Annotated in this window: 16 protein-coding genes; 7 read left to right on the top strand and 9 right to left on the bottom strand. The window is 74.7% G+C overall.

Annotated features, from left to right (window positions below; genetic code table 11):
* The first annotated feature begins 28 nt into the window (after positions 1-28).
* The 3 genes from ACZ434_RS08055 (at position 29) to ACZ434_RS08045 (ending at position 6,938) form a co-directional block, all read left to right on the top strand.
* A complete protein-coding gene (locus tag ACZ434_RS08055; protein ID WP_468453052.1) occupies positions 29-3,484 on the top strand; it encodes a DUF5682 family protein in 3,456 nt (1,151 codons plus the stop codon).
* Positions 3,481-6,132 (top strand): hypothetical protein, encoded by a 2,652-nt coding sequence (locus ACZ434_RS08050; RefSeq protein WP_468453050.1) that lies wholly within the window; start codon positions 3,481-3,483, stop codon positions 6,130-6,132. Before ACZ434_RS08055 ends, ACZ434_RS08050 begins: the two co-directional genes overlap by 4 nt.
* Positions 6,133-6,323: 191 nt before the next feature.
* Positions 6,324-6,938, top strand: coding sequence for a TetR/AcrR family transcriptional regulator (locus ACZ434_RS08045; protein ID WP_468453048.1), 615 nt, complete (start codon positions 6,324-6,326; stop codon positions 6,936-6,938).
* A gap of 141 nt (positions 6,939-7,079) precedes the next feature.
* On the opposite strand, the gene ACZ434_RS08040 is transcribed toward ACZ434_RS08045, so the two are convergent.
* Positions 7,080-8,045, bottom strand: a complete 966-nt coding sequence (locus ACZ434_RS08040; protein WP_468453046.1) for a DUF2510 domain-containing protein — start codon at positions 8,043-8,045, stop codon at positions 7,080-7,082.
* A 251-nt stretch (positions 8,046-8,296) separates the two neighbouring features.
* Between ACZ434_RS08040 and ACZ434_RS08035 the strand changes: the two genes are divergently transcribed.
* Complete coding sequence (locus ACZ434_RS08035) at positions 8,297-10,984, top strand: ATP-binding protein (RefSeq protein ID WP_468453044.1); 2,688 nt, start codon at positions 8,297-8,299, stop codon at positions 10,982-10,984.
* A gap of 20 nt (positions 10,985-11,004) precedes the next feature.
* Here ACZ434_RS08035 and pcaDC read toward each other — a convergent pair whose 3' ends face one another.
* From pcaDC to ACZ434_RS08005, 6 genes are read right to left on the bottom strand one after another with little or no spacing between them, the layout of a single operon-like run.
* Positions 11,005-12,123: a bifunctional 3-oxoadipate enol-lactonase/4-carboxymuconolactone decarboxylase PcaDC gene (gene pcaDC / locus ACZ434_RS08030; RefSeq protein ID WP_468453043.1), complete on the bottom strand. Its 1,119-nt coding sequence runs from the start codon at positions 12,121-12,123 to the stop codon at positions 11,005-11,007.
* Positions 12,120-13,451: a 3-carboxy-cis,cis-muconate cycloisomerase gene (pcaB, locus tag ACZ434_RS08025; protein WP_468453041.1), complete on the bottom strand. Its 1,332-nt coding sequence runs from the start codon at positions 13,449-13,451 to the stop codon at positions 12,120-12,122. The genes pcaDC and pcaB overlap by 4 nt, the downstream gene beginning before the upstream one ends.
* Positions 13,448-14,053, bottom strand: a complete 606-nt coding sequence (pcaG, locus tag ACZ434_RS08020; protein ID WP_468453039.1) for a protocatechuate 3,4-dioxygenase subunit alpha — start codon at positions 14,051-14,053, stop codon at positions 13,448-13,450. The genes pcaB and pcaG overlap by 4 nt, the downstream gene beginning before the upstream one ends.
* A gap of 7 nt (positions 14,054-14,060) precedes the next feature.
* The gene (gene pcaH / locus ACZ434_RS08015) at positions 14,061-14,840 is read right to left on the bottom strand and encodes a protocatechuate 3,4-dioxygenase subunit beta (RefSeq protein ID WP_468453037.1); all 780 of its coding nucleotides are present in this window, start codon (positions 14,838-14,840) and stop codon (positions 14,061-14,063) included.
* Positions 14,837-15,481: a CoA transferase subunit B gene (locus ACZ434_RS08010; protein WP_468453035.1), complete on the bottom strand. Its 645-nt coding sequence runs from the start codon at positions 15,479-15,481 to the stop codon at positions 14,837-14,839. The genes pcaH and ACZ434_RS08010 overlap by 4 nt, the downstream gene beginning before the upstream one ends.
* Complete coding sequence (locus ACZ434_RS08005; protein ID WP_468453033.1) at positions 15,481-16,236, bottom strand: CoA transferase subunit A; 756 nt, start codon at positions 16,234-16,236, stop codon at positions 15,481-15,483. Before ACZ434_RS08005 ends, ACZ434_RS08010 begins: the two co-directional genes overlap by 1 nt.
* Before the next feature lie 140 nt (positions 16,237-16,376).
* On the opposite strand from ACZ434_RS08005, the gene ACZ434_RS08000 reads away from it, so the two are divergent.
* On the top strand, positions 16,377-16,841 hold the full coding sequence (locus ACZ434_RS08000; protein WP_468453031.1) for a MarR family winged helix-turn-helix transcriptional regulator: 465 nt from the start codon (positions 16,377-16,379) through the stop codon (positions 16,839-16,841).
* A gap of 15 nt (positions 16,842-16,856) precedes the next feature.
* Here ACZ434_RS08000 and ACZ434_RS07995 read toward each other — a convergent pair whose 3' ends face one another.
* Positions 16,857-17,789, bottom strand: coding sequence for a DUF3048 domain-containing protein (locus tag ACZ434_RS07995; RefSeq protein ID WP_468453029.1), 933 nt, complete (start codon positions 17,787-17,789; stop codon positions 16,857-16,859).
* 255 nt (positions 17,790-18,044) lie between these two features.
* Here ACZ434_RS07995 and ACZ434_RS07990 point away from each other — a divergent pair, with 255 nt between their 5' ends.
* A complete protein-coding gene (locus ACZ434_RS07990; RefSeq protein ID WP_468453027.1) occupies positions 18,045-19,235 on the top strand; it encodes a zinc-dependent alcohol dehydrogenase in 1,191 nt (396 codons plus the stop codon).
* Between the two features lie 30 nt (positions 19,236-19,265).
* Here the strand turns inward: ACZ434_RS07990 and ACZ434_RS07985 are convergent, their stop codons facing one another.
* Positions 19,266-20,333 carry an ATP-dependent DNA ligase gene (locus ACZ434_RS07985; protein ID WP_468453025.1) on the bottom strand — a complete coding sequence of 356 codons (1,068 nt, stop codon included), beginning with the start codon at positions 20,331-20,333 and terminating at the stop codon, positions 19,266-19,268.
* 84 nt (positions 20,334-20,417) lie between these two features.
* On the opposite strand from ACZ434_RS07985, the gene ligD reads away from it, so the two are divergent.
* Positions 20,418-21,443 carry a non-homologous end-joining DNA ligase gene (gene ligD, locus ACZ434_RS07980; protein ID WP_468453023.1) on the top strand — a complete coding sequence of 342 codons (1,026 nt, stop codon included), beginning with the start codon at positions 20,418-20,420 and terminating at the stop codon, positions 21,441-21,443.
* Positions 21,444-21,454: the final 11 nt, after the last annotated feature.

The following is a 21,454-nucleotide window of genomic DNA, read 5'->3' as shown; positions in this document are numbered from 1 at the left end:
TCCCCCGCCGACCCGCCTGCTGGGACCCATGACCGCACACGAGGAGACCGCCGCTTTGGCGGCCCGCACCCGGCCGTACCTGATCGGCGTACGGCACCACAGCCCGGCCCTGGCCGCCGCCGTACCCCGGCTGCTGGACGCCGCCGACGCCGAGGTCGTCTGCGTCGAACTGCCGGCCGACTTCCAGCCGTGGCTGCCGTATCTCTCCGATCCGCGCACCGTCGCACCGGTCGCCCTCTCGGGAGCCCACGAGAACGGAGCACTGCACTTCTACCCCCTCGCCGACTTCTCCCCGGAACTCGCGGCGATCCGCTGGGCACGGGAACGCGGGGCGGAGGTGATCTGCTGCGATCTGCCCCTCGCGGACCCGGGGTGGCCCGCCGGGGCGGCAACCGGCCCGGAAGCGCCCGGACTTGACGCGGACGGCCTGTGGGACCGCACCGTGGAGGCGCTCGCCCCCGGCAGCACCCCGGAGGCCGTGCGCCGGGCCGCTCTCGGCTTCGGCCTGGCGGTGCGCCAGGACCTGCGGGCCCGGGGCGGGATCACGGACGCCGACCTCGCCCGCGAGGCGCACATGCGCCGGATCGTCGCCGAGTCGGGGAAGCGCAGGGTGGCCGCCGTGACCGGTGCCTTCCACGCGCCCGCCCTGGCCGAGGACGGGGCGGGGGACATCGCCGCCGACGCCGCCGGCTCGGGCCCGCCGGTCGTCACCTCGCTCGTCCCGTACGCCTTCCCCCTGCTGGACTCCCGTTCCGGATACCCGGCCGGCATCCGCGACCCGCGCTGGCAGCAGACGGTGCTCGACGCAGGGGGCGACCCCGGCCGGATCCGCGACGCCGCCGCCCGCCTCGTCACCGAGATCTGCCGGGAGATCCGCGCCTCCGGGCACACCGCCGGAACCGGCGAGGCGATCGAGACCCTGCGCCTCGCCTGCGACCTGGGCAGCCTGCGGGGCCTTCCGGCACCCGGCCGGAGCGAACTGCGGGAGGCGGTGACGTCCGTACTGGGCCACGGAGACCCCCTCGACCGGGTCGTGGAACCGGTGCTGGTCGGCACCGGACGCGGCAGGCTCGCCCCCGGCACACCCCGTTCCGGGCTCGGCCCCTGGGCGGAGGCGGAACTGGCGTCGCTGCGGCTGCCCGGGCCGCACAGCCCCGCCCGCCGCGAGATCCGGCTCTCGCCCCTGCGGTCCTCCCTCGACGCCCGGCGCGAGATCCTGCTCCAGCGGCTCCACGCCTGCGGGGTGGGCTACGCGGAACCCGCCACGGTGTCCGCCGCGGGCGAGGGGAACGCCCTGACCACCCGCTGGCAGGCCGCCTGGACCCCCGCGGTCGCCGCCCGGCTCGACCTGGTCGGCCTGCGGGGCGTCACCGCCGCCCAGGCCGCCGAGGGCACCCTGCGCGAGCACCACCGCCGCGCGTGCGACTCCGACGGAGTCACCCCCGCCCGGCTGATCGCTCTCCTGCGCGCCGCGGCCCGCTGCGCCCTGCCCACCCTGGCCGGCGAGGGTCTCACCGAGGCCGCACGGGTCCTGCCCGCCGCGGCCACCCTTCCCGAACTGCTCGAAGCGCTCGACCTGTTGGAGTCGATCCGCCGCGAGCACCTGCCCGGCACCACACGGCGGACACGTACCCGGGCGGCGGCGCTCACCGGCACCCTGCTGGAAGCCGCCGTCCGCGCCCTGCCGGGGCTGGCCGGGAGCGACGAGACGGAGGACGCCGTCGCCGTGGTGACCCTGGCCCTGCGCAGCGGCGAGGACCGGCTCGGGCTGCGCCTGGAAGGGGAGTTGTACGACCTCGCCCGCACCGGTTCGCCCCTCGTCCAGGGAGCGGCCCTCGCCGCCCGTGTGCTGCTCGACCTCGACAGCTCCGCCCTGCTCGGCACACGGCTGGCCGGCTGGGTCGACTCGGCGAACGCACCGGAGACCCGGCACCGGCTGGAGCGCCGGCTCACCGGTCTGCTCATCGCCGCCGGGCCACTGATCGAGTCCGTGCCCACGGCCCTCGATCCGCTCCTGGAGCGCGTCGAGACGATGAGCGACCGGGACTTCCTCGACCGGCTCACCGCGCTGCGCGGCGGTTTCCGCGCGCTCACCCCGGAAGGCCGGGGACGGCTGCTGACGGCCGTGACCGACCGTCTCGGCGACCGGCCCGACCTCCGGCTCGCGGCACCCGCCGAACTGATCGGTCGGTGGGCCGAGGCCGACAGCGCGGGGCTCGCGCTGCTGAGCGGGGTGGGCCTGGCGGACCTGGCGGGCCCCGCGCCCGCGGACACGTCCGTTCCCGCAGGGCCGCCGCGCACGCCGGACGGGCCGGGGCGCGGCACTGCACGGCTGTGTCCCGCCGACCGCTGGCGGCTGCTGCTCGGCCACGAGACGGCGCAACTGCCCCCGGAACTCAGACCGTACGCCTACGCCCTCGACGAACTGTTCGGACGGGACGGGCAGATGGAGGGCGGCGCCGATGGCGAGGCAGGGGAGGCGGCAGGGGCCCCCGACAGCGACGCGGACGAACTCACCGGCGGCCAGGGCGAGCCCGGTTACCCCAGCGTCCGGCACTGGGCCGAGGAAGTCGAGGCGCTCTTCGGCGTGGACATCCGCGACGAGGTCCTGGGACGCGCCGCCGCGAAGGGTCGTACGGACGTGATCGCCCACCTCGACCCCGCCTCGGTACGTCCGTCCGTGGAACTGCTCTCCGCCGTGCTCACGGTCGCCAGGGGCATGCCCGAGCAGCGGATCGCGCACCTGCGGCCGCTCGTCAGACGGCTCGTCGAGGAACTCACCCGCGAGCTCGCCACCCGGCTGCGCCCCACGCTGACCGGCCTCAGCACGCCGCGCCCCACCCGGCGTCCGGGCGGCCGGCTCGACCTGGCCCGCACCCTGCGGGAGAACCTGGTCCACAGCCGCCGGCTGGAGGACGGCACGGTCGAAGTCGTCCCCGAACGGCCGGTGTTCAAGACCCGCGCGGCCCGGCAGAGCGACTGGAGGCTGATTCTGGTCGTCGACGTGTCGGGTTCGATGGAGGCCGCGGTCATCTGGTCGGCGCTGACCGCCGCCGTACTGGGTGGCGTCCCCGCGCTCTCCACGCACTTCCTCACCTTCAACACCCAGGTCGTCGACCTCACCGACCGGGTCGACGATCCCCTCTCCCTGCTGCTGGAGGTGAAGGTCGGCGGCGGCACCCACATCGCGGCCGGGCTGGCGCACGCCCGCACGCTGGTGAAGGTGCCGGACCGGACGCTGATGGTGGTGGTCAGCGACTTCCAGGAAGGCTTCGGCGTCGAGGGACTGCTGGCCGAGGTCGAGGCCCTGGTCACCTCCGGTGTCCATCTGCTGGGCTGCGCCGCGCTGAACGACGAGGGCATCCCCCGCTACTCGGTGCCGGTGGCCGGGCAACTCGTCGACGCCGGTATGCCGGTGGCCGCCCTCAGCCCCCTGTCACTCGCCCGCTGGGTGGGCGAACGCGTCCGTGGAGCGACCCGATGAGCCCTTCCCTCCCCCTCCCGCCGGCCGCGCCGGAGGTGGTCGCCTCCGCGGTGGAGAGCCTGACCACGCGCCTTCGGGGCCGACTGGAGGCGGCCGTCGAGGCACTGGCCGGCACGCCGGTCACCACCGGCGCCGGAACGCTCCGCGTCCGCTGCGGCGAGGACACCTGGGTGACCCTGACCCCCGCCGCGTCCGGCACCCTCACGGAGGCCGGACAGGTCCACTGCACCTGCCTGCTGGCCCCCCGCTGCCTGCACCGGGCAGCAATCCTCACGGCCTGCCCGACACCGCCCGCCCCGAACCACGCCCCACCCCCGACCCACCAGCCACCCGCCACCCCGGCCCACCCACCGGGCCGAGACTGCCCGCCGAACGTGGACCACCCGCCGGACGTGGACCGCCTGTCGGCCGGGGACGGTCGCCCGGCCCCGGACCACCTGCCGCCCACCAGCCCGAACCGCTCGTCGGGTCGAGGCCGCCTGTCGGACCGGGGCGGCCTGTCGGCCGGGGACGGTCACCCGTCCCCGGCCCACCTGCCGCCCACCGTCCCGGAGCAGCCGCCGGGCCGAGACCGCCTGTCGGACGGAGCCGGCCACCCGCCCCACCAGCCGCTCACCACCCCGGCCCGCCCACCGGGCCGAGACTGCCCGCCGGACGTGGACCGCCTGTCGGACGTGGACCGCCTGTCGGACGTGGACCGCCTGTCGGCCGGGGACGGTTGCCCGGCCCCGGACCACCTGCCGCCCACCAGCCCGAACCGCTCGTCGGGTCGAGGCCGCCTGTCGGACCGGGGCGGCCTGTCGGCCGGGGACGGTCACCCGTCCCCGGCCCACCTGCCGCCCACCGTCCCGGAGCAGCCGCCGGGCCGAGACCGCCTGCCGGACGGGGACGGTCACCCGCCCCACCAGCCGCTCACCACCCCGGCCCGCCCACCGGGCCGAGACTGCCCGCCGGACGTGGACCGCCTGTCGGACGGGGGCGGCCACCCGGCCCCGGAACACCTGCCGCCCACCGTCCCGGAGCAGCCGCCGGGCCGAGACCGCCTAACGGACCGGGGCCGCCTGTCGGACCGGGGCCGCCTGTCGGACGGGGACGGGTGCCCGGACCCGGATCATCAGCCGCCCACCGCCCCGGAGCCCCCGTCGGGCCGGGGCCGTTCGGTGGGCCAGGAGCGTTCGTCAGCTGAGGGGCATCCGTCGGGCCGGGGTCGTGCCACCGGTCCCGGCGAGGTATCCGCCCGTGCCCCGGTCGCCGCGTCCGTCGGTCCCTGCGGCGAGCAGGTCCGTGCCGCCTCCGCGGTCTGGGCGGCCGGTGCGGCCGTGCTGTCCGCCGGGGCCGGCGGTGCGGGGGCGGTGGTCCAGGCGGAGTTGCTCCGCGCCGCCCACACCGCTCGCCTCGCGGGCCTCCACCGTGCGGAAGCCGCCGCGCTGGACGTCGTACGCCGTCTGCGGGACGAGCGCGACCCGCACCGTCCGCGTGCCCTCACCGCGTTGGTGGCCTCGCTCACCGAACTCCTCCTCGTCGCCCATCGGTTGAAGTCCGCCGACGCCGAGCCCGCACTGATCGGCACCGTCCGTCGGCACCTCCGCCCCGACGGGCCGCTGCGGCTGTACGGCGTCTGCCGGGAACCGGTCATCGGCCCCGACGGCCTCGGCGGGGTGGTCACCCACCTCACCGACGACGACGGCCGCTGGTACATGCTCCCCGACGTCAAGCCCGGCGGCCCCGTCCGGGCCCGCCGCGCCGGCGGCGCCCATGTCGCCATCCGGTCCTTCCTGACCGACCACTTCCGGCTCTCCCGCGGCGGCCTGGTCCTCTCCGGAGCGGTCGTCGCCCCGGACGGCCGCCTGCTCCCGGAACCCGGCGTCCGCGCCGCCTCCGCCGCCGGACGGCCCTGGACCGTCACCTCCCGCACGACGGGGACCGACGACGGTTTCCCGGCGGCCTCCTACGGTCCCGGACAGGCCGGCCCGCTGACCGTGTGCGATGTGGAGGTGCTCGCCACGGACGGCGAGGACCTGCTGGTCCGGGTACTGCCCGAGCAGGGTGCCGCACCCGTCCGGCTGGCCCCCGCCCACCGCCACCCCGGCCTGGCCCACACCGCCAACCTCCGCCGGCTGGGCGCCCACCCCGGGCTGCGGATCCGGGTCGCCGGCCGCCCCGACCCCGGCCGCCCGTCGTCACTCCGCCCGCTCGCCGTCGCCCCGGTACCCGGCACCGGGGCGACCCTGCGCCTCCCGCCCGACCGGCGGGGCCGCGCCGATCTCGGCTACGACCACCTGGAGGACGAGCACTTCCCACCCGACCTGCCCGCCCCGTCCGCGCCCGCCGCCTCCGCCGGCGACCCCCCGCTGTGGCGGATACGCCGGCTGGTCGAGCTGGCCGTCGCGGGCGGACGCCGGGCCGCCGCGGAACCCGCGCGTGACGACGAGCACCGCGGTCATGTGGCCGCGCTGCGCCGCGACGGCTTCACCACCGGCGCGGAACTCGCCGCCGCGCTCGCCGCGGTCGCCGCGCACCGCACCCGCGACGCCTTCGGCCGGTTCGAGGACGGCGGCCCGGACCGGTACGCGGCCCAGTGGCTCGCCACGGCCGTCTACCTCGCCGGCACCGAGGCGGCCCTGCGCCGCGAAACCTGGCGGGGATGAGAGGCGCGCCCCGCCCGGAACGCGGGAACGCGGGAACGCGGGAACCCCGGAGGGCCGGCGCGCCGGACAGCGCCGCGCCCGCCCATCGAAACGATCACGTACCGATACGGTGATGTACCGATACGCTCGCGTACCGGTACAGTGGAAACCGGCGGACAGGACACATCCCGAGGGACGAGGAGCAGGAGACGATGACGTCGCAGGACACGGACCGGCCCGCGCCGGCCGGTGCCTCGCGCCGCTCCAAGATCACCCCGGAGCGCGAGCGGGAGTTCTTCGACGCCGTGCTGGACCAGATCCGTGAGTGCGGCTACGACGCCGTCACCATGGAGGGCGTCGCCGCCAGCACACGGTGCAGCAAGTCGACCCTCTACCGGCAGTGGGGGACCAAGCCCCGGTTCGTCGCCGCGGCCCTGCGGTCCAGCGGTCAGGCACGGTTCGCCCGGATCGACACCGGCACCCTCGCCGGGGACCTGCGGGAGGTGGCGCGCCGCGCGGGGGAGTGGTCCCCGAAGGACACCGCCCTGCTCCAGGCGCTCGGGCACGCGGTCACCCAGGACCAGGAACTGGCGCAGGCGCTGCGCGAGGCGCTGGTGGACCCGGAGCTCGCCGCGCTGGCGCGGATCCTGCGGCGCGGGGCCGAGCGCGGCGAGGTCGACGCCGGCCATCCCGCGCTGGAGTACGTCCCGGCGCAGATCTTCGGAGTCCTGCGCGTGCGGCCCCTGCTGGACGGACGCAACGCGGACGCGGACTACCTGATCCGGTTCGTGGAGGCCGCCGTACTGCCGGCACTCGGCCTCGAATGAGACCCGGGCCGCCGTCACCGGCACGACCGGACGACGGCCCGCCCGCGCCGCACCGTGGGGACGGGGGCGGCGCGCACCCCGGCCGGGTGGGACGCCCCTTGAGCGGAGGGGCGCCCCGCCCGGCCGTCGACCCACGGCGCGTCAGACGTCCTGGCCGTTGCCGCCGCCGCCCGACGCCGCCTCGATGCCCTCGGTGATCTCGTCGAGGACGGCCTGCGTCTGGTCGGTGTCCACCCCGAAACGCACCACGACCAGCTGCTTCGGCTGCGCGGGGGAGGGGAAGGCGAGCGACTGGACGAACCCGTCCGAGCCCTTGCTGGTCACCGCCTTCCAGCGCACCAGGTAGCCCTTCTGCCCGGCCACGGTCACCGCCTTGGAGGCGAGGACGTCGTGCGAGGTGATCTTCCCGTAGGCGTCCCCGCCGTAGCTCTCCTCGGCGTTCTCGGCGATGTCCGCCTTGGCGACCTCCTCGGCGGTGGAGCCGCGACTGCCGAACACCAGGGCCGGCGCCGAGTACGCACCGCCCTTGGTGCAGCTCTTGGAGGTGTTGCCGGGGCAGTCGTAGGAGTCCTCCGACGTCACCGAGGCGCCCACCTGGAGCTCCTGGCCGTACCAGCCGTCGGGAATGGGCAGACTGATGCCGCTCAGCGCGTCCGTCACCGAACCGCTCTCCACCCGGGGCGGCTCGGAGGCGTCCGGTCCGGACTCCTCGCCCCCGCCGCCGTCCGGGCCGCCGTCCGGCCGGCCGTCCCGTCCGTCCGGGCCGCCCCGGGACTGCGAGGCCGTGGCGTCCCCGCCCCCGCCGTCGTCCGTCAGCGCGTACACGCCCACCCCGATGCTCGCCAGGACGGCGACGGCCACCGCGACGGCTATGCCGTTGCGCACCTTGTGGCTCCGTCCGGGCGGCGGCGGAGCGGGATACACCGGGTAGGCCGGATACGCCGGCCCGGCCGCGGCGTCCGGCGCGGGCGGACCCCATGCGGCGGCCGACCCCGCCGGCCGGACCCGATCCGTCCAGGCCGCGCCGTCCCACCAGCGTTCGGTGGCCGGTCCGTCATTCGTCTGCCCGGGGTCGGGGTACCACCCGGGAGGAGTCACCTGCGTCATGCCCCCACCGTATTCGGCGACGGTGAAAGCCGGATGAGAGAGCCCCCGCCCCACCCGTCCCGGGGTTTCGGTACCCCGCCCTCGACCGCTGTCGACCGTCAGGACCCCTGGTGGGGGGCGACTTGCGTCGACTCGTCGTGTTCCGTGTCACCCGTCACGGCAACACGTGCGCCGAGCGGGCACCGCTCGAGCGGACGGAGGACTACGCTCGGGACCGGTACGTCATTCGGGCGACTCGGGGAGGTAGCGGGATGACGGAGGTACGGCCCCCGGCCGCTCCCTCGGCTTCCCTGTGGGAGCGCGACGAGGAAGTCGCCGCCATCGCGGAGGCCGTCGACATCCTGTGCGCCGACCGTTCCTCGCCGGGCAGCCTGCTGGTGCTCCGGGGCGAGGCGGGACTCGGCAAGACCGCCCTGCTGGCGGAGACCCGCCGCATCGCCGAACGGCGCGGCTGCACCGTCTGGTCCGCCCGCGGCGGCGAGACCCTGCGCTCCGTCCCCTTCAACGTCGTACGCCAACTCCTGCAGCCCGCCCTGGTGTCGATGCTGCCGGAGGAGGCCCGCGAATACCTCGGCGACTGGTACGACATCGCCGGCCCCGCCCTCGGCATCGCCGACCCCGGCGACCGGCACGCGGACCCGCAGGGCGTGTGCGAGGGACTCGTGGCCGCCGTGCGCCGGCTGGCCCGCCGGGACTGGCCGCTGGTGCTGCTCATCGACGACGCCCACTGGGCCGACCAGGAAACCCTGTACTGGCTGGCCGCGTTCGCCGGACGCCTCGCCGACCTGTCCGTCCTCGTCGTCGTGGCCCGCCGCCCCGGCGACATCTCCGGCACGAGCGCCCGGCACCTGGACGCCGTCGCCGCCGCGGCCGACCGCCCCGTCACCACCCTCAGCGCCCTCACCCCGGACGCCGCGGCCGGACTCACCCGCGCCACACTCGGCGAGAACGCCGACGCGGCGTTCTGCCGCGAGGTGTGGGCCGTCACCGCCGGCAACCCCTACGAGACCGTCGAACTCCTCGCCAAGGTCCAGGACAGCGAACTCGACCCCGTCGAGGCCCACGCCGGTGAACTGCGCGACCTCAACCGCTCCGCCCGCGGCGGCGGACTCGTCGCCCGCCTGGAAGAACTCGGCGTGGACGCCACCCGGTTCGCCTGGGCCGCCGCCATCCTCGGCACCGGCATCACCGTCGACCTGGTCGCCCGGCTCGCCACCCTCAGCCCCGACGCCGCCGCCCGCTGCGCCGAACTCCTGCGCAGCGCCCGCATCCTCACCGCCCCCGACCCCGCGGCGACGGGCGGCACGGGACCGGCGGACCTCGAGTTCGTCCACCCCCTGATCGCCACCGCCGTCTACAACTCCATCCCCGACGCCCTGCGCCGCGCCATGCACGGTATAGCCGCCCGGATCGTCACCGACTCCGGCCGCGGCGCCGCGGCGGCCGCCCGCCACCTCCTCGAAGTGCACCCGGACGACGACGAGGAACTCGTCTGGCAACTGCGCGAGGCGGCCCGCGAACACCTCGCCGTCGGCGCCCCGGACGCCGCCCGCCGCTGCCTGGAACGCGCGCTGGAGGAACCACCCCGCCCCGAGGTCCACGCGCACGTCCTGTACGAACTGGGCAGCGCCACCTTCCTCACCGCGCCCGCCCGCACCATCGGCCATCTGCGCACCGCGCTCGGCATGCCCGGCCTCGACGGCGGCCGGCGCGTGGACGCCGTGATCCGCCTCTCCCAGGCCCTGCTCCACAACGACCAGATGGAAGAGGCCGTCCGCACGGTCGAGGCGGAGGCCGCCCGGCTGGAACCCGGCCCCGCCCGCATGCGGCTCCAGGCGGTGCAGTTCATGTGGGAGGGCATCCACGCGGGCCAGACCGTCACACCCGACCGCTCCGAGCGCCTCGCAGGCCTCGCCGCCACCTGCACCGGCCGCGACAACGCCGAACGGGCGCTGCTGATCCTGCGCGGCTTCGACGCCATGATGCGCGGCGAGAACGCCGAGGAGATCGTCGAGGTCTGCGACCGGGCCCTGGTCAACGGCCGCCTCGCACCCGGGCTCGGCTGGACCGACTCCGAGTGGGGTGTCGAACTCCTGCTGATGCTGGCGAGTTCCTACGCCTACACCGACCGTCTCGACCGCGCCGAAAGCCTCTACAGCGAGGCCCTGCACGCCTACGACACGGCGGGCTGGAGCGGCGGCCACCTCGCCCTGGCGCACGCCTACGTCGGTCTGGCACACCGCAGGCGGGGCCGGCTGGAGGCGGCGGAGGAGTCACTGCGCGAGTCCCTGCGCCTCGCCGAGCGCGTCGGCCGCGGACTGCCCCTGTACTGGACGGCCATCTGCAATCTCGTCGACACCCTGCTCGCCCGCGGTCATGTCGACGAGGCCTGGGCGATGGCGGAACGGCACGGCTTCACCCCGCCCTACCCGTCCACCATCGTGCTGCCCGACCCGCGCTCCGTACGGGGCCGGCTGCTGCTCGCCGTCGGCCGCACCAAGGACGGCATCAACGAACTGGAGGCCGCGGAGAAGGCGGCGGCCGCCCGGGGTCACCACCACCCCGTGCACGTCTTCGGCGCCGCCGACCTCGCCCGCGCCCTCGCCACCGAGGACCCCGCCCGTGCCGCCCGGCTCGCCGTCGACGTCCGCCGACACGCCGAACGCCTCGGCACGGACACCGCGATAGGGGAGGCGCTGCGCCTCGCCGCCGCCCTGGAGACCGGACAGCGCGCGGTCCGCCTCGCCGCCCAGGCGGTCACCTACCTGGAGTCCTCGCCCTGCCAGTACGAACACGCCGTGGCCCGCGTCGAGTACGGCACCCTCGCCCGCTCCGCCCCCGACCTCGAACGCGGCCTGGCACTGGCCCGCTCCTGCGGCGCCGATGCACTGGCGGAGCGGGCCCGGGCGGAACTGGCCACGGGCGCCGGTCTCCGGTAGGCCCCACACCGGCCGTCCGGCTAGGCGTCCTCCTCCGCCAGCGCCCGCTGCGCCGTCGCGAACGCCGAGTTGGCGGCCGGGACCCCGCAGTAGACGGCCGTCTGCAGCAGCACCGCGCCGATCTCCTCGGGGGTGAGACCGCCTCGCCGGGCCGCGCGGACATGCATCGCCAGTTCGTCGTGGTGGCCGTGCGCCACCAGCGCGGTGAGCGTGATCATGCTGCGTTCGCGGCGGCTGAGCGTCGGGTCGGTCCAGATCTCGCCCCAGGCGTAGCGCGAGATGAAGTCCTGGAAGCGGGCGGTGAACGGGGTCTGGCGTGCCTGCGCGCGGTCCACATGGGCGTCCCCCAGCACCTCCCGCCGTACCGCCGTCCCGCGTGCGGGCACCCCGTCGAAGTGCGTGCGCAGCGCGGTCAGCACCGCCTCCGGGCGCTGCGCGGGCGCCAGATGGGAGGCGCCGGGGATCTCCACGAGGGCGGCGCCCGGTACCGCGTCCGCGATCTGCCGCAGATGCTCCGGGGGCGTCGCCGGGTCCTCCCGGCCGGCCACCGCCAGCGTGGGCACGGAGATCTCCGCGAGCCGTTCCCGCAGATCGAACGCGGCCAGCGCGTCGCAGCAGGCGGCGTACGCCCCCGGGTCGGCCTCCCGGTGGTCCCGGACCAGCTCGGGCACGGTGAACCCGGGCGTGAACCAGCGGGCGCCGGCACCCTCCGCGAGCCCGGTGAGGCCCTCGCGCCGCACCAGCGCCGCCCGCTCCCGCCAGGGCCCGGGCCCGTCGAAGTGCGCGGAGGAACAGAGCACGGCCAGCGACGACACCCGCTGCGGATGGTGCACGGCGAGATGCAGCCCGACCGCACCGCCCAGCGAGACACCGGCGTAGGCGAACCGCTCGATGCCGAGCGCGTCGGCCAGCGCGAGCACCAGCCCCGCGAGATCACCGACGGTGGCACCGGCACCGATCAGCCCCGCCGCCGAACCCCCGTGCCCCGGCAGGTCCCAGCGCACCACCCGGTGCGCGGTGGACAGCTCGGGCGCCACCTTGTCCCACAGGGCGTACGAGGTGCCGAGCGAGGGTCCGAGCAGCAGCGGGGGAGCGGAAGCGGGGCCCTCCGCACGGTGGTTGAGGAGAGTGTCGGTCACGGTCGCTCCAGGGCACGGTCGGTGAGGACTCCGGCGGAGCCGGTGTACCGGGCGGGGTCGATCAGCGGGGAAAGGTCGATGCCCGTCAATTCCGGCTGCTCGGCCAGCAGTTCACCGAGCTCCCGTCCCTCTTCGTAGGCCCGCCGGGCGAGTTCGGTAAGCAGCTCCTTCGCCCGGGCGCGGCCGAGGGAGGGCGTCAGCTCGGCGGAGAGCCGCTCGGAGACGAGCAACCCGTGGGTGAGACCGAGGTGTCGGCGCATCGTGTCCGGGTGCACCCGCAGTCCCTCGGCGAGTTCGGCGGCGTCCCGGGCCGCGCCGCCGACCAGGCGGAGCAGGTCCCTGAGCGGTTCCCACTCGGCGTGCCAGGCACCGGCCGGGCGTTCGTCCTCGGCCACCAGTGAGCCGTAGAGCGTGGCGGCGAGCTGCGGTGCGCGCCTGGCCGCCGCCGCGACCAGGGTGGAACGTACCGGATTGGCCTTGTGCGGCATGGCCGAGGAGCCGCCGCCGCCGTTCTCGGAGACCTCCGCGATCTCGGTACGGGAGAGGGTGAGGACGTCGGCCGCGAGTTTGCCGAGCGCCCCGGCCGTCAGCGCCAGGCACCCGGCGAGGTCGGCGACGGGCGTGCGCAGGGTGTGCCAGGGCAACAGGGGTTCGCGCAGGCCCAGTTCACGGGCGTACACGGCCGGCAGCCGGGTCGCGTCCGCGGCCCCGTACGCGGTGAAGGCGGCCAGGGTGCCGGCGGCTCCCCCGAGCTGGGCGGGGAGGGAGTCCCGTACGGCGGTCACCCGGTCCCGGGCGTCCAGCACCAGTGACCGCCACCCGGCGGCCTTCAGCCCGAACGTCGTCGGCACGGCGTGCTGGGTCAGGGTCCGGCCCGGCAGCACGGTGTCCCGGTGCGCGGCGGCCAGTGCGGCCAGGGCCCGCTGCACCCGGTCGAGGTCGGAGAGGACCGGCCCCAGTGCGCGGTGGGCGACCAGCATCGCCGCCGAGTCCATGATGTCCTGGCTGGTCGCCCCCCGGTGGACGAAGGGGCCGTACTCCGCACCGGCCGCCCGGGTCAGCTCCGCGGCCAGCGGGATCACCGGGTTTCCGCCCTCCCGGGCCCGCGCGGCGAGCGCGGCGATGTCGAAGCGCGCCGGATCGGCCGCCTCCGTCACCGCCCGGGCGGCCTCCGGCGGGGCGAGCCCCAGCGCGGCCTGCGCCCGGGTGAGCGCGGACTCCGCGTCGAGCAGCGCCCGCAGGAACGCCGCGTCCGCCGTCTCGGCGGCGGCCGGCGAACCGGCCCGCCCCGGGGCGAGCAGACCGGTGCCGTCGTCGGCTGATGTCACTGGAACTCCAGGAAGACCGTCTCGCCTTCGCCCTGAAGGCGGATGTCGAAACGGTACGTGCCGGCGCCCTCGGCGTCCGCGACCAGCGTGTCGCGGCGCTCCGCCTCGAGCCGGCACAGCAGCGGGTCCGCGGCCGGCGCGGCCTCGTCGCCCGGCAGGTAGATCCGGGTGAACAGGTGCACCAGCAGTCCCCGCGCGAAGACGCACACACTGAGGTACGGCGCGTTCCGGCCACGGGCTCCCGGGCGCAGGGTACGGGCGTACCAGTGGCCGTTCGCGTCGGTCTGGATCCGTCCGAATCCGGTGAACTCCACGCCGTTGCGGCCCAGGAAGCCCCCGCTCGCCGGGTCCCGCCGCATCGAGCCGTCCACCGTCGGGAGAACGCCGTCCGGGTCCGGTCCCCACAGTTCCAGCAGCGCGTCCGGCAGGGGCAGGCCCGCACCGTCGTACACGTATCCGTGCACGGTGACCGTGTCCGGGTGCCCGGTGGGCGCGATGTCCTCGCCGCCGGGGAAGGGCAGCGCGTAGCCGTAGAAGGGGCCGACGGTGTGCGAGGGGGTGGGCAGCACGTTCTCCGGGTCGCCGGTGCCGATCGTCGTCATGGTGGTGTCAGCGCCCCTCTTCGATCCAGGTGGCCCGGGGCCCGTCCAGCACGATGTCCCAGTGGTAGCCGAGGGAGAACTCCGGCACCGACAGGCCGTGGTCGTAGGTCGCGACCAGCCGCTGCCGTGCCGCGTCGTCGGTCACGGACCGCAGGATCGGGTCGTACGGGAAGAGCGGGTCGCCCGGGAAGTACATCTGCGTCACCAGCCGCTGGGTGAACGCCGGGCCGAACACGGAGAAGTGGATGTGCGCCGGACGCCAGGCGTTCAGGTGGTTGCGCCACGGATACGGGCCCGGCCGGACGGTGGTGAAGCGGTAGCACCCGTCCGCGTCGGTGAGGGCGCGGCCGGCTCCGGTGAAGTTCGGGTCCAGTGGGGCGTCGTGCTGCTCGCGCCGATGGGCGTACCGCCCGGCCGAGTTGGCCTGCCAGATCTCCACCAGCTGGCCGCGCACCGGCCGGCCGTCGCGGTCCAGCAGCCGGCCCGAGACGGTGATGCGCTCACCGACCGGCTCACCGGTGTGCTGCCGGGTGAGATCGTTGTCGGTCCCGGTGACGTCCCGCTCCCCGAACACCGGGGCGGACAGCTCCACCAGCTCCGGGTCCTCGGAGGTGTCGATGACGACCGGGGGCCGCTTCGGGTGGCGCAGCACCGAGGAGCGGTACGGCGCGTAGTCGCGGCGCGGATGGTGCTCGGCGGGCCCGCCGTCGGCGAGCCGCTTCTCGTACGCGGCCTGCTCGGCGGCGATCTCCCGGTCGATGCCGGCCTGAGTCGGTGCGTCGGTCATGACAGCCCCTCCCCGAGGGTGGGTTCGGCGCCGGTCCTGGCGATGACCTCCCGGGTGCTCACTCCGGGAGCGGTCTCGGTGAGGACGAGCGCGCCGTCGGTGACGTCGAGGACGCCCAGGTCGGTGATGATCCGGTCCACGCACGCCTTGCCGGTCAGCGGCAGCGAGCACTCGGGCACGATCTTCGGTGAGCCGTCCTTCGCGGTGTGGGTCGTCACCACGATCACCGTGCGTGCCCCGTGGACCAGGTCCATCGCGCCGCCGATACCGGTGACGAGCTTGCCGGGTATCGCCCAGTTGGCGAGGTCGCCGCGGCCGGACACCTGCATCGCGCCGAGGACGGCGACGTCGATGTGCCCGCCCCGGATCATCGCGAACGACAGCGCCGAGTCGAAGAAGGAGGCTCCGGGCAGGACGGTGACGGTCTCCTTGCCGGCGTTGATCAGATCCGGGTCGACGGCGTCCTCGGCGGGGTAGGGGCCGGTGCCCAGGATGCCGTTCTCGCTTTCCAGCACCACCTCGACGCCCGGCGGGAGGTGGCCCGGGATCAGCGTGGGCAGACCGATACCGAGATTGACGTACTGCCCGTCCCTCAGCTCCCGTGCCGCCCGCGCGGCCATCTCGTCCCGCGTCCAGGCCATCAGCCGCTCACCGTCCGCCGCTCGATCCGCTTGTCCGCCGCCTGCTCCGGGGTGAGCGCGACCACGCGCTGGACGAACACGCCCGGCAGATGCACCGCGTCCGGGTCGATGGCGCCGGGTTCGACCAGCTCCTCCACCTCCGCGACCGTCACCCGGCCCGCCGTCGCGGCAAGGGGGTTGAAGTTGCGGGCGGACCTGCCGAACACCAGGTTCCCGTGCCGGTCGCCCTTCGCCGCCCGCACCAGCGCGTAGTCGGTGCGGATACCGCGCTCCAGCACGTACCGCGCGCCGTCGAACTCCCGCACCTCCTTCGCGGGCGAGGCGAGCGCCACCCCGCCGGAGCCGTCGTACCGCCAGGGCAGCCCGCCCTCGGCGACCAGGGTGTCCACCCCGGCCGGCGTGTAGAACGCGGGGATCCCGGCGCCCCCGGCGCGCAGCCGCTCCGCGAGCGTGCCCTGCGGGATCAGCTCGACCTCCAGCTCACCGGCCAGGTACTGCCGCGCGAACTCCTTGTTCGCCCCGATGTAGGAGCCGGTCACCCGGGCGATGCGGCCCGCCGCGAGCAGGACCGCGAGCCCGGACTCCATCGCCCCGCAGTTGTTCGAGACGACCGCCAGATGGCCCACCCCCCGTTCGTACAGCGCCTGGATCAGCACGGCCGGCACACCGCTGAGGCCGAAGCCGCCCACCGCCAGCGACGCACCGTCCGGCACGTCGGCCACCGCCTCCGCCGCCGAGGCGACCACCTTGTCCATCCGAGGAACCCCATCCCCTCCGGGCGACCCCACCGTCATTCAAGTCAGTGCACTGAGTATTTGCACGAGGTTGCCGTCCTGTCCAGTACTCTTCGGGGACCTGCAAAAATCAGTCCACTGAGGAAATCCGGGGAGCGCGCATGGCCGCCGTGGATCTCACCACCCATCCCGGGCACCTGGCCCGGCGGCTCCAGCAGGCGCACCACCTGCTGTGGAACGCGATGGTCTCCGAGGAGATCACCTCACCGCAGTTCGCCGTCCTCAACGCGCTCGTCGCCGAACCCGGTCTCGACCAGCGCACCGTGGGGGAGCGGGTCGGCCTCGACCGGTCCACCATCGCCGAGGTGATCGCCCGGCTCATCCGGCGCGGGCTGCTGGACAAGGTCCGTGATCCGCGGGACGGCCGCCGCTTCCAGCTCCGCCTCACCGACGACGGGGCGCGCACCCACCGCGGACTGACGGTGCGCACCGCGCGGATGAACCAGGTCCTCCTGGCCCCGCTGGACGCCGGTGAGCAGGCGGTCTTCATCGACCTGATCCGGCGGGTGGCGGACGCGGCCGAGAGCCTGCGCGCCCCCGCCCCACCCCTGGCCGCCCGCCCCTGACCGGGGCCGGCCCGGCTAGGGCCTCTCCGCGTACACCACCCACACCTGGCCGCGCGCGAAGTTCATCGCCTCGCCCGAGTCGGTGGTGAACGAGGTGCCGTCCTCGGCGGCCGGACGCTTCCAGTTCGCCTCGTAGGCGCGTCCGTCGCGCAGCACGGTGGCCTCCCCGGACCCCACCGTCTCGGTGTACGGGGTGTTGTTGCCGAGGAAGTCCCGGAAGCCGGAAGCGCGCACGGTCACGTACTGCACGACGACCGTCGCGGGCGCCAGCCGTTCGCCGTCCGTGGTGAGCGCCGGGGTGCCGTCCATCGACACCAGCCAGCGGTCCTGGGCGCCCGACCAGGTGAAGGTGAAGCGGGCCGCCGGGTAGCGGATCGTGAACTCGTTCTCGGGCTCGCCGTCCGCCGGGGGCTCGCCGAAGCGGAATCCGGTGGTCAGGGCGGCCTCGCCGGGCGGTTCGTCCATGAGCCGCTCGGGCCGCAGATACAGGTTGTGGGGCGCGGCGCGACCGGGGTCCCGGGTGTAGGCCCCGGGCTCCGACTCGGGTGTCACCGCCTCCAGCGGCGCCCGCTCGATCAGCGGAACCAGCTTGCTCTGCGCCCCGGAGAAGGCCAGCAACGGCCGGTCGAACTGGCGCAGCAGCTCCAGGTCCGACTCCCGGGCGCTGCGCACCGGACCGACGGACCCGGGCAGCTCGGTGGCGTACACGGCGATCAGCCTGCTGCTCCCGCCCTCGACCTGTTCGGTGTACACCACGTCGGCGGCGTCCAGGCCGGTCTGGGGCCGGGCGGCGGGCGCGTTGTCGATCTTCACCGCGAGCGGGGGCGGACTGTCCCCGGCCGGCCGGGTCTCCGACTCGCCGGGCGGGTTCCGCCCGTCGTCGCGCGGACCGTCCGACGTCGTGCAGCCCGCGGCCAGACCGGCCGCCAGCGCGGCGGCGAGCAGCATCCCCGTCCCCGTACCGCGCCGTCGGCGCGCTCCTCGTTCCGTGCCCACCGTCGTCACCGCGCCTGCCTCATATCATCCGTTGTCTCGATTGTGCGCTTTTCGGATCGTCTATGGCCATAGCGGACCGGTGGTGCTCCCGCGCGGTGGCGTCCGCCGATCGGCCCAGCGCCCCGCGGTTCGGCGCGCGGCCACTCGGGTACCCGGTCGCCCACCCCAGGAGCGACACACCGGCCACGACGGAGGGAGCGGGCGGCGATGAGGGCACTGACCTGGCAGGGAAAGCGGGACGTACGAGTGGACGACGTGCCCGACCCACGGATCGAGGAGCCGACGGACGCGGTCATCCGCGTCACCTCCAGCGGACTGTGCGGATCCGATCTGCATCTGTACGAGGTGCTCACCCCGTTCATGACACCGGGCGACATCCTCGGTCACGAGCCGATGGGGATCGTCGAGGAGGTCGGAGCGGCGGTGCCCGACCTCCAGGCGGGCGACCGGGTGGTGGTCCCGTTCCAGATCGCCTGCGGCAACTGCTGGATGTGCCTGACCGGACTGCCCACCCAGTGCGAGACCACCCAGGTCAGCGCCGAGGGCATGGGCGCGGCCCTGTTCGGCTACACCCGGCTGTACGGCGCGGTACCGGGCGCCCAGGCCGAGTACCTGCGCGTCCCGCAGGCCCAGTACGGCCCCATCAAGGTCCCCGAGGGGCCCTCCGACGACCGGTTCCTCTACCTCTCCGACGTCCTGCCCACCGCCTGGCAGGCGGTCGCCTACGCCGGTGTCCCGCAGGGCGGCAGCGTCGCCGTGCTCGGACTCGGGCCCATCGGCGACATGGCCTGCCGGATCGCCCAGGTCCAGGGCGCCGGACGGGTCTTCGGCGTGGATCTCGTCCCCGAGCGGCTGCGCCGGCTGAAGGAGCGGGGCGTGGAGACCTTCGACCTGAGCTCCTTCGACGACGAGAAGGAACTGGTCGCCGCGATCCGCGACCAGACCGACGGCCGCGGCCCGGACGCCGTGATCGACGCCGTCGGCACCGAGGCACACGGCAGCGCGGCGGCCCGCATGGTGCAGAACGCCTCGGCCCTGCTGCCCCGCAAACTGGGCGCACCGATGGCGGAACGCTTCGGCATCGACCGGCTCGCCGCCCTCTACACGGCCATCGACCTGGTGCGCCGCGGCGGCACCATCTCCATCAGCGGTGTCTACGGCGGCATGGCCGACCCGATGCCCATGCTGACCCTGTTCGACAAGCAGATCCAGATGCGCATGGGCCAGGCGAACGTACGCCGCTGGAGCGACGAGATCATCCCCTACCTCACCGACGAGGACCCCCTCGGCGTGGACGGCTTCGCCACCCACCACATGCCGCTCGAGGAGGCCCCGCACGCCTACGACATGTTCCAGAAGAAGCAGGACGGCGCGGTCAAGGTGGTGCTCCGGCCCTGATCCGGGGCCCGGACCCGGCGCCCCGGCCGCTCAGGGGCCGCCGAGGATCTCGGCCAGGTCGTAGCGGACCGGCTCCTCCAGCTGCGCGTAGGTGCAGCTCCCGGGGGCCCGGTCCGGGCGCCAGCGGCGGAAGCGGGCGGTGTGCCGGAAACGCCGCCCGTTCTCCATGTGGTCGTAGGCCACCTCCGCCACCCGCTCCGGCCGCAGCGGCACCCAGGACAGGTCCTTCTTCCCCGACCAGCGGCTCGGCGCGCCCGGCAGCCGTGCCGTCCCGTGCGCCGCCTCGTCCGCCCACGCCGCCCAGGGGTGGCCCGACACGTCGTCCATCCGCAGCGGCGCCAGCTCCTCGACCAGTTCCGCGCGCCGCTTCATGGAGAAGGCCGCGCAGACACCCACGTGCTGGAGAACGCCGCCCTCGTCGTACAGGCCCAGCAGCAGCGAACCCACGACCGGGCCGCTCTTGTGGAGCCGGTACCCGGCGACCACCACATCGGCCGTGCGCTCGTGCTTGATCTTGAACATGGCCCGTTCGTCCTGCCGGTAGCGCAGACCGAGAGGCTTGGCGATCACCCCGTCCAGGCCCGCCCCCTCGTACTGCTCGAACCAGCCTCGCGCCACCTCGACATCCCGCGTCGCCGGTGCCACGTGAACCGGCGGTGCGACCCCCTCCAGCGCCCCGACCAGCGCCTCCCGCCGCTCGGACAGCGGCACCTCCAGCAGCGACTCGTCGCCCAGCGCCAGCACGTCGAAGGCCACGAAGGACGCCGGGGTCCGCTCGGCGAGCGTCCGCACCCGCGAGTCGGCCGGGTGGATCCGCTCGGTCAGCGCGTCGAAGTCGAGGTGCCCCTCCCGGGCGACGACGATCTCCCCGTCCAGCACGCACCGCTTCGGCAACCGCTCCCGCACCGCCGCCGCCACTTCGGGAAAGTACCTGGTCAGCGTCTTGCCCGTCCGGCTGCCCAGCTCCACCTCGTCCCCGTCACGGAAGACGATGGCCCGGAAACCGTCCCACTTCGCCTCGTACTGCATGTCCGGCGGGATCTTCGCCACCGGCTTGGCGAGCATCGGCTTCACGGGCGGCATGACGGGAAGATCCATGCTCCGATTCTGCGCGAAAGCGCCCGTTGCCGCCCGTTGCCGCCCGGTGTGCGAGGTATGTGCGCTACGCCTACCGTGGCTCGCATGGGTGACGCGGTGGAACTCGAGGTGGGCGGCCGGACGGTACGGCTGTCCAGTCCGGACAAGGTCTTCTTCCCGGACCACGGCTACACCAAGCTGGACGTCGCCCGTTACTACCAGGCGGTCGCCCCCGGCATCCTGCGCGCCCTGCGCGAGCGGCCCACCACCCTGCAGCGCTACCCGGACGGCATCACCGGCGAGTGGTTCTACCAGAAACGCGCGCCCAAGGGCATGCCCGACTGGATCCCCACCGCCCACATCACCTTCCCCAGCGGCCGCAGCGCCGACGAGATGTGCCCCACCGAGGAGGCGGCCGTCGTGTGGGCGGCCCAGTACGGCACCCTCGTCTTCCACCCCTGGCCGGTGCGCCGCGCCGACGTCGACCACCCCGACGAACTCCGCCTCGACCTCGACCCGCAGCCCGGCACCGACTACGACGACGCCGCCCGCGCCGCGCACGAACTACGGGCCGTCCTGGAGGAGTTCGGCGGGCTGCGCGGCTGGCCCAAGACCTCCGGCGGACGGGGCATCCATGTCTTCGTGCCCATCGAACCGCGCTGGACCTTCACCCAGGTCCGCCGCGCCGCCATCGCCGTGGGACGGGAACTGGAACGCCGGATGCCCGAGCAGGTGACCATCAAGTGGTGGAAGGAGGAGCGCGGCGAACGCATCTTCGTCGACTACAACCAGACCGCCCGCGACCGCACCATCGCCTCCGCCTACTCCGTGCGCCCCCGTCCGCACGCGCCCGTATCGGCGCCCCTGCGCTGGGAGGAGGTCGGGGTCGCGCACCCGCAGGACTTCGACATCACGACCATGCCCGCGCGCTTCGCCGAACTCGGCGACGTGCACGCGGACATGGACGATCACGCCTTCTCCCTGGAGCCGCTGCTGGAACTCGCCCGCCGCGACGAGCACGACCACGGCCTGGGCGATCTGCCGTATCCGCCCGAGTACCCGAAGATGCCGGGAGAGCCCAGCCGGGTGCAGCCGAGCCGGGCCCGGAAGCCGCGACCCCCGGCCTCCTGACCCGGCTCGTT

Source organism: Streptomyces sp. NPDC030893, assembly GCF_055571535.1.
This window is presented reverse-complemented; position numbering and strand designations above follow the sequence as displayed.

Excerpts from the sequence above, each read along its gene's own strand:
- ACZ434_RS08045 (WP_468453048.1), top strand. The coding sequence starts at position 6,324 with ATGACGTCGCAGGACACGGACCGGCCCGCGCCGGCCGGTGCCTCGCGC.
- ACZ434_RS08055 (WP_468453052.1), top strand. The coding sequence starts at position 29 with ATGACCGCACACGAGGAGACCGCCGCTTTGGCGGCCCGCACCCGGCCG.
- ACZ434_RS08050 (WP_468453050.1), top strand. The coding sequence starts at position 3,481 with ATGAGCCCTTCCCTCCCCCTCCCGCCGGCCGCGCCGGAGGTGGTCGCC.
- ACZ434_RS08040 (WP_468453046.1), bottom strand. The coding sequence starts at position 8,045 with ATGACGCAGGTGACTCCTCCCGGGTGGTACCCCGACCCCGGGCAGACG.
- ACZ434_RS07985 (WP_468453025.1), bottom strand. The coding sequence starts at position 20,333 with ATGGATCTTCCCGTCATGCCGCCCGTGAAGCCGATGCTCGCCAAGCCG.
- ACZ434_RS08010 (WP_468453035.1), bottom strand. The coding sequence starts at position 15,481 with ATGGCCTGGACGCGGGACGAGATGGCCGCGCGGGCGGCACGGGAGCTG.
- ACZ434_RS08000 (WP_468453031.1), top strand. The coding sequence starts at position 16,377 with ATGGCCGCCGTGGATCTCACCACCCATCCCGGGCACCTGGCCCGGCGG.
- ACZ434_RS08005 (WP_468453033.1), bottom strand. The coding sequence starts at position 16,236 with ATGGACAAGGTGGTCGCCTCGGCGGCGGAGGCGGTGGCCGACGTGCCG.
- ACZ434_RS07990 (WP_468453027.1), top strand. The coding sequence starts at position 18,045 with ATGAGGGCACTGACCTGGCAGGGAAAGCGGGACGTACGAGTGGACGAC.
- ACZ434_RS08035 (WP_468453044.1), top strand. The coding sequence starts at position 8,297 with ATGACGGAGGTACGGCCCCCGGCCGCTCCCTCGGCTTCCCTGTGGGAG.
- pcaG (WP_468453039.1), bottom strand. The coding sequence starts at position 14,053 with ATGACGACGATCGGCACCGGCGACCCGGAGAACGTGCTGCCCACCCCC.
- ACZ434_RS07995 (WP_468453029.1), bottom strand. The coding sequence starts at position 17,789 with ATGCTGCTCGCCGCCGCGCTGGCGGCCGGTCTGGCCGCGGGCTGCACG.
- ligD (WP_468453023.1), top strand. The coding sequence starts at position 20,418 with ATGGGTGACGCGGTGGAACTCGAGGTGGGCGGCCGGACGGTACGGCTG.
- pcaH (WP_468453037.1), bottom strand. The coding sequence starts at position 14,840 with ATGACCGACGCACCGACTCAGGCCGGCATCGACCGGGAGATCGCCGCC.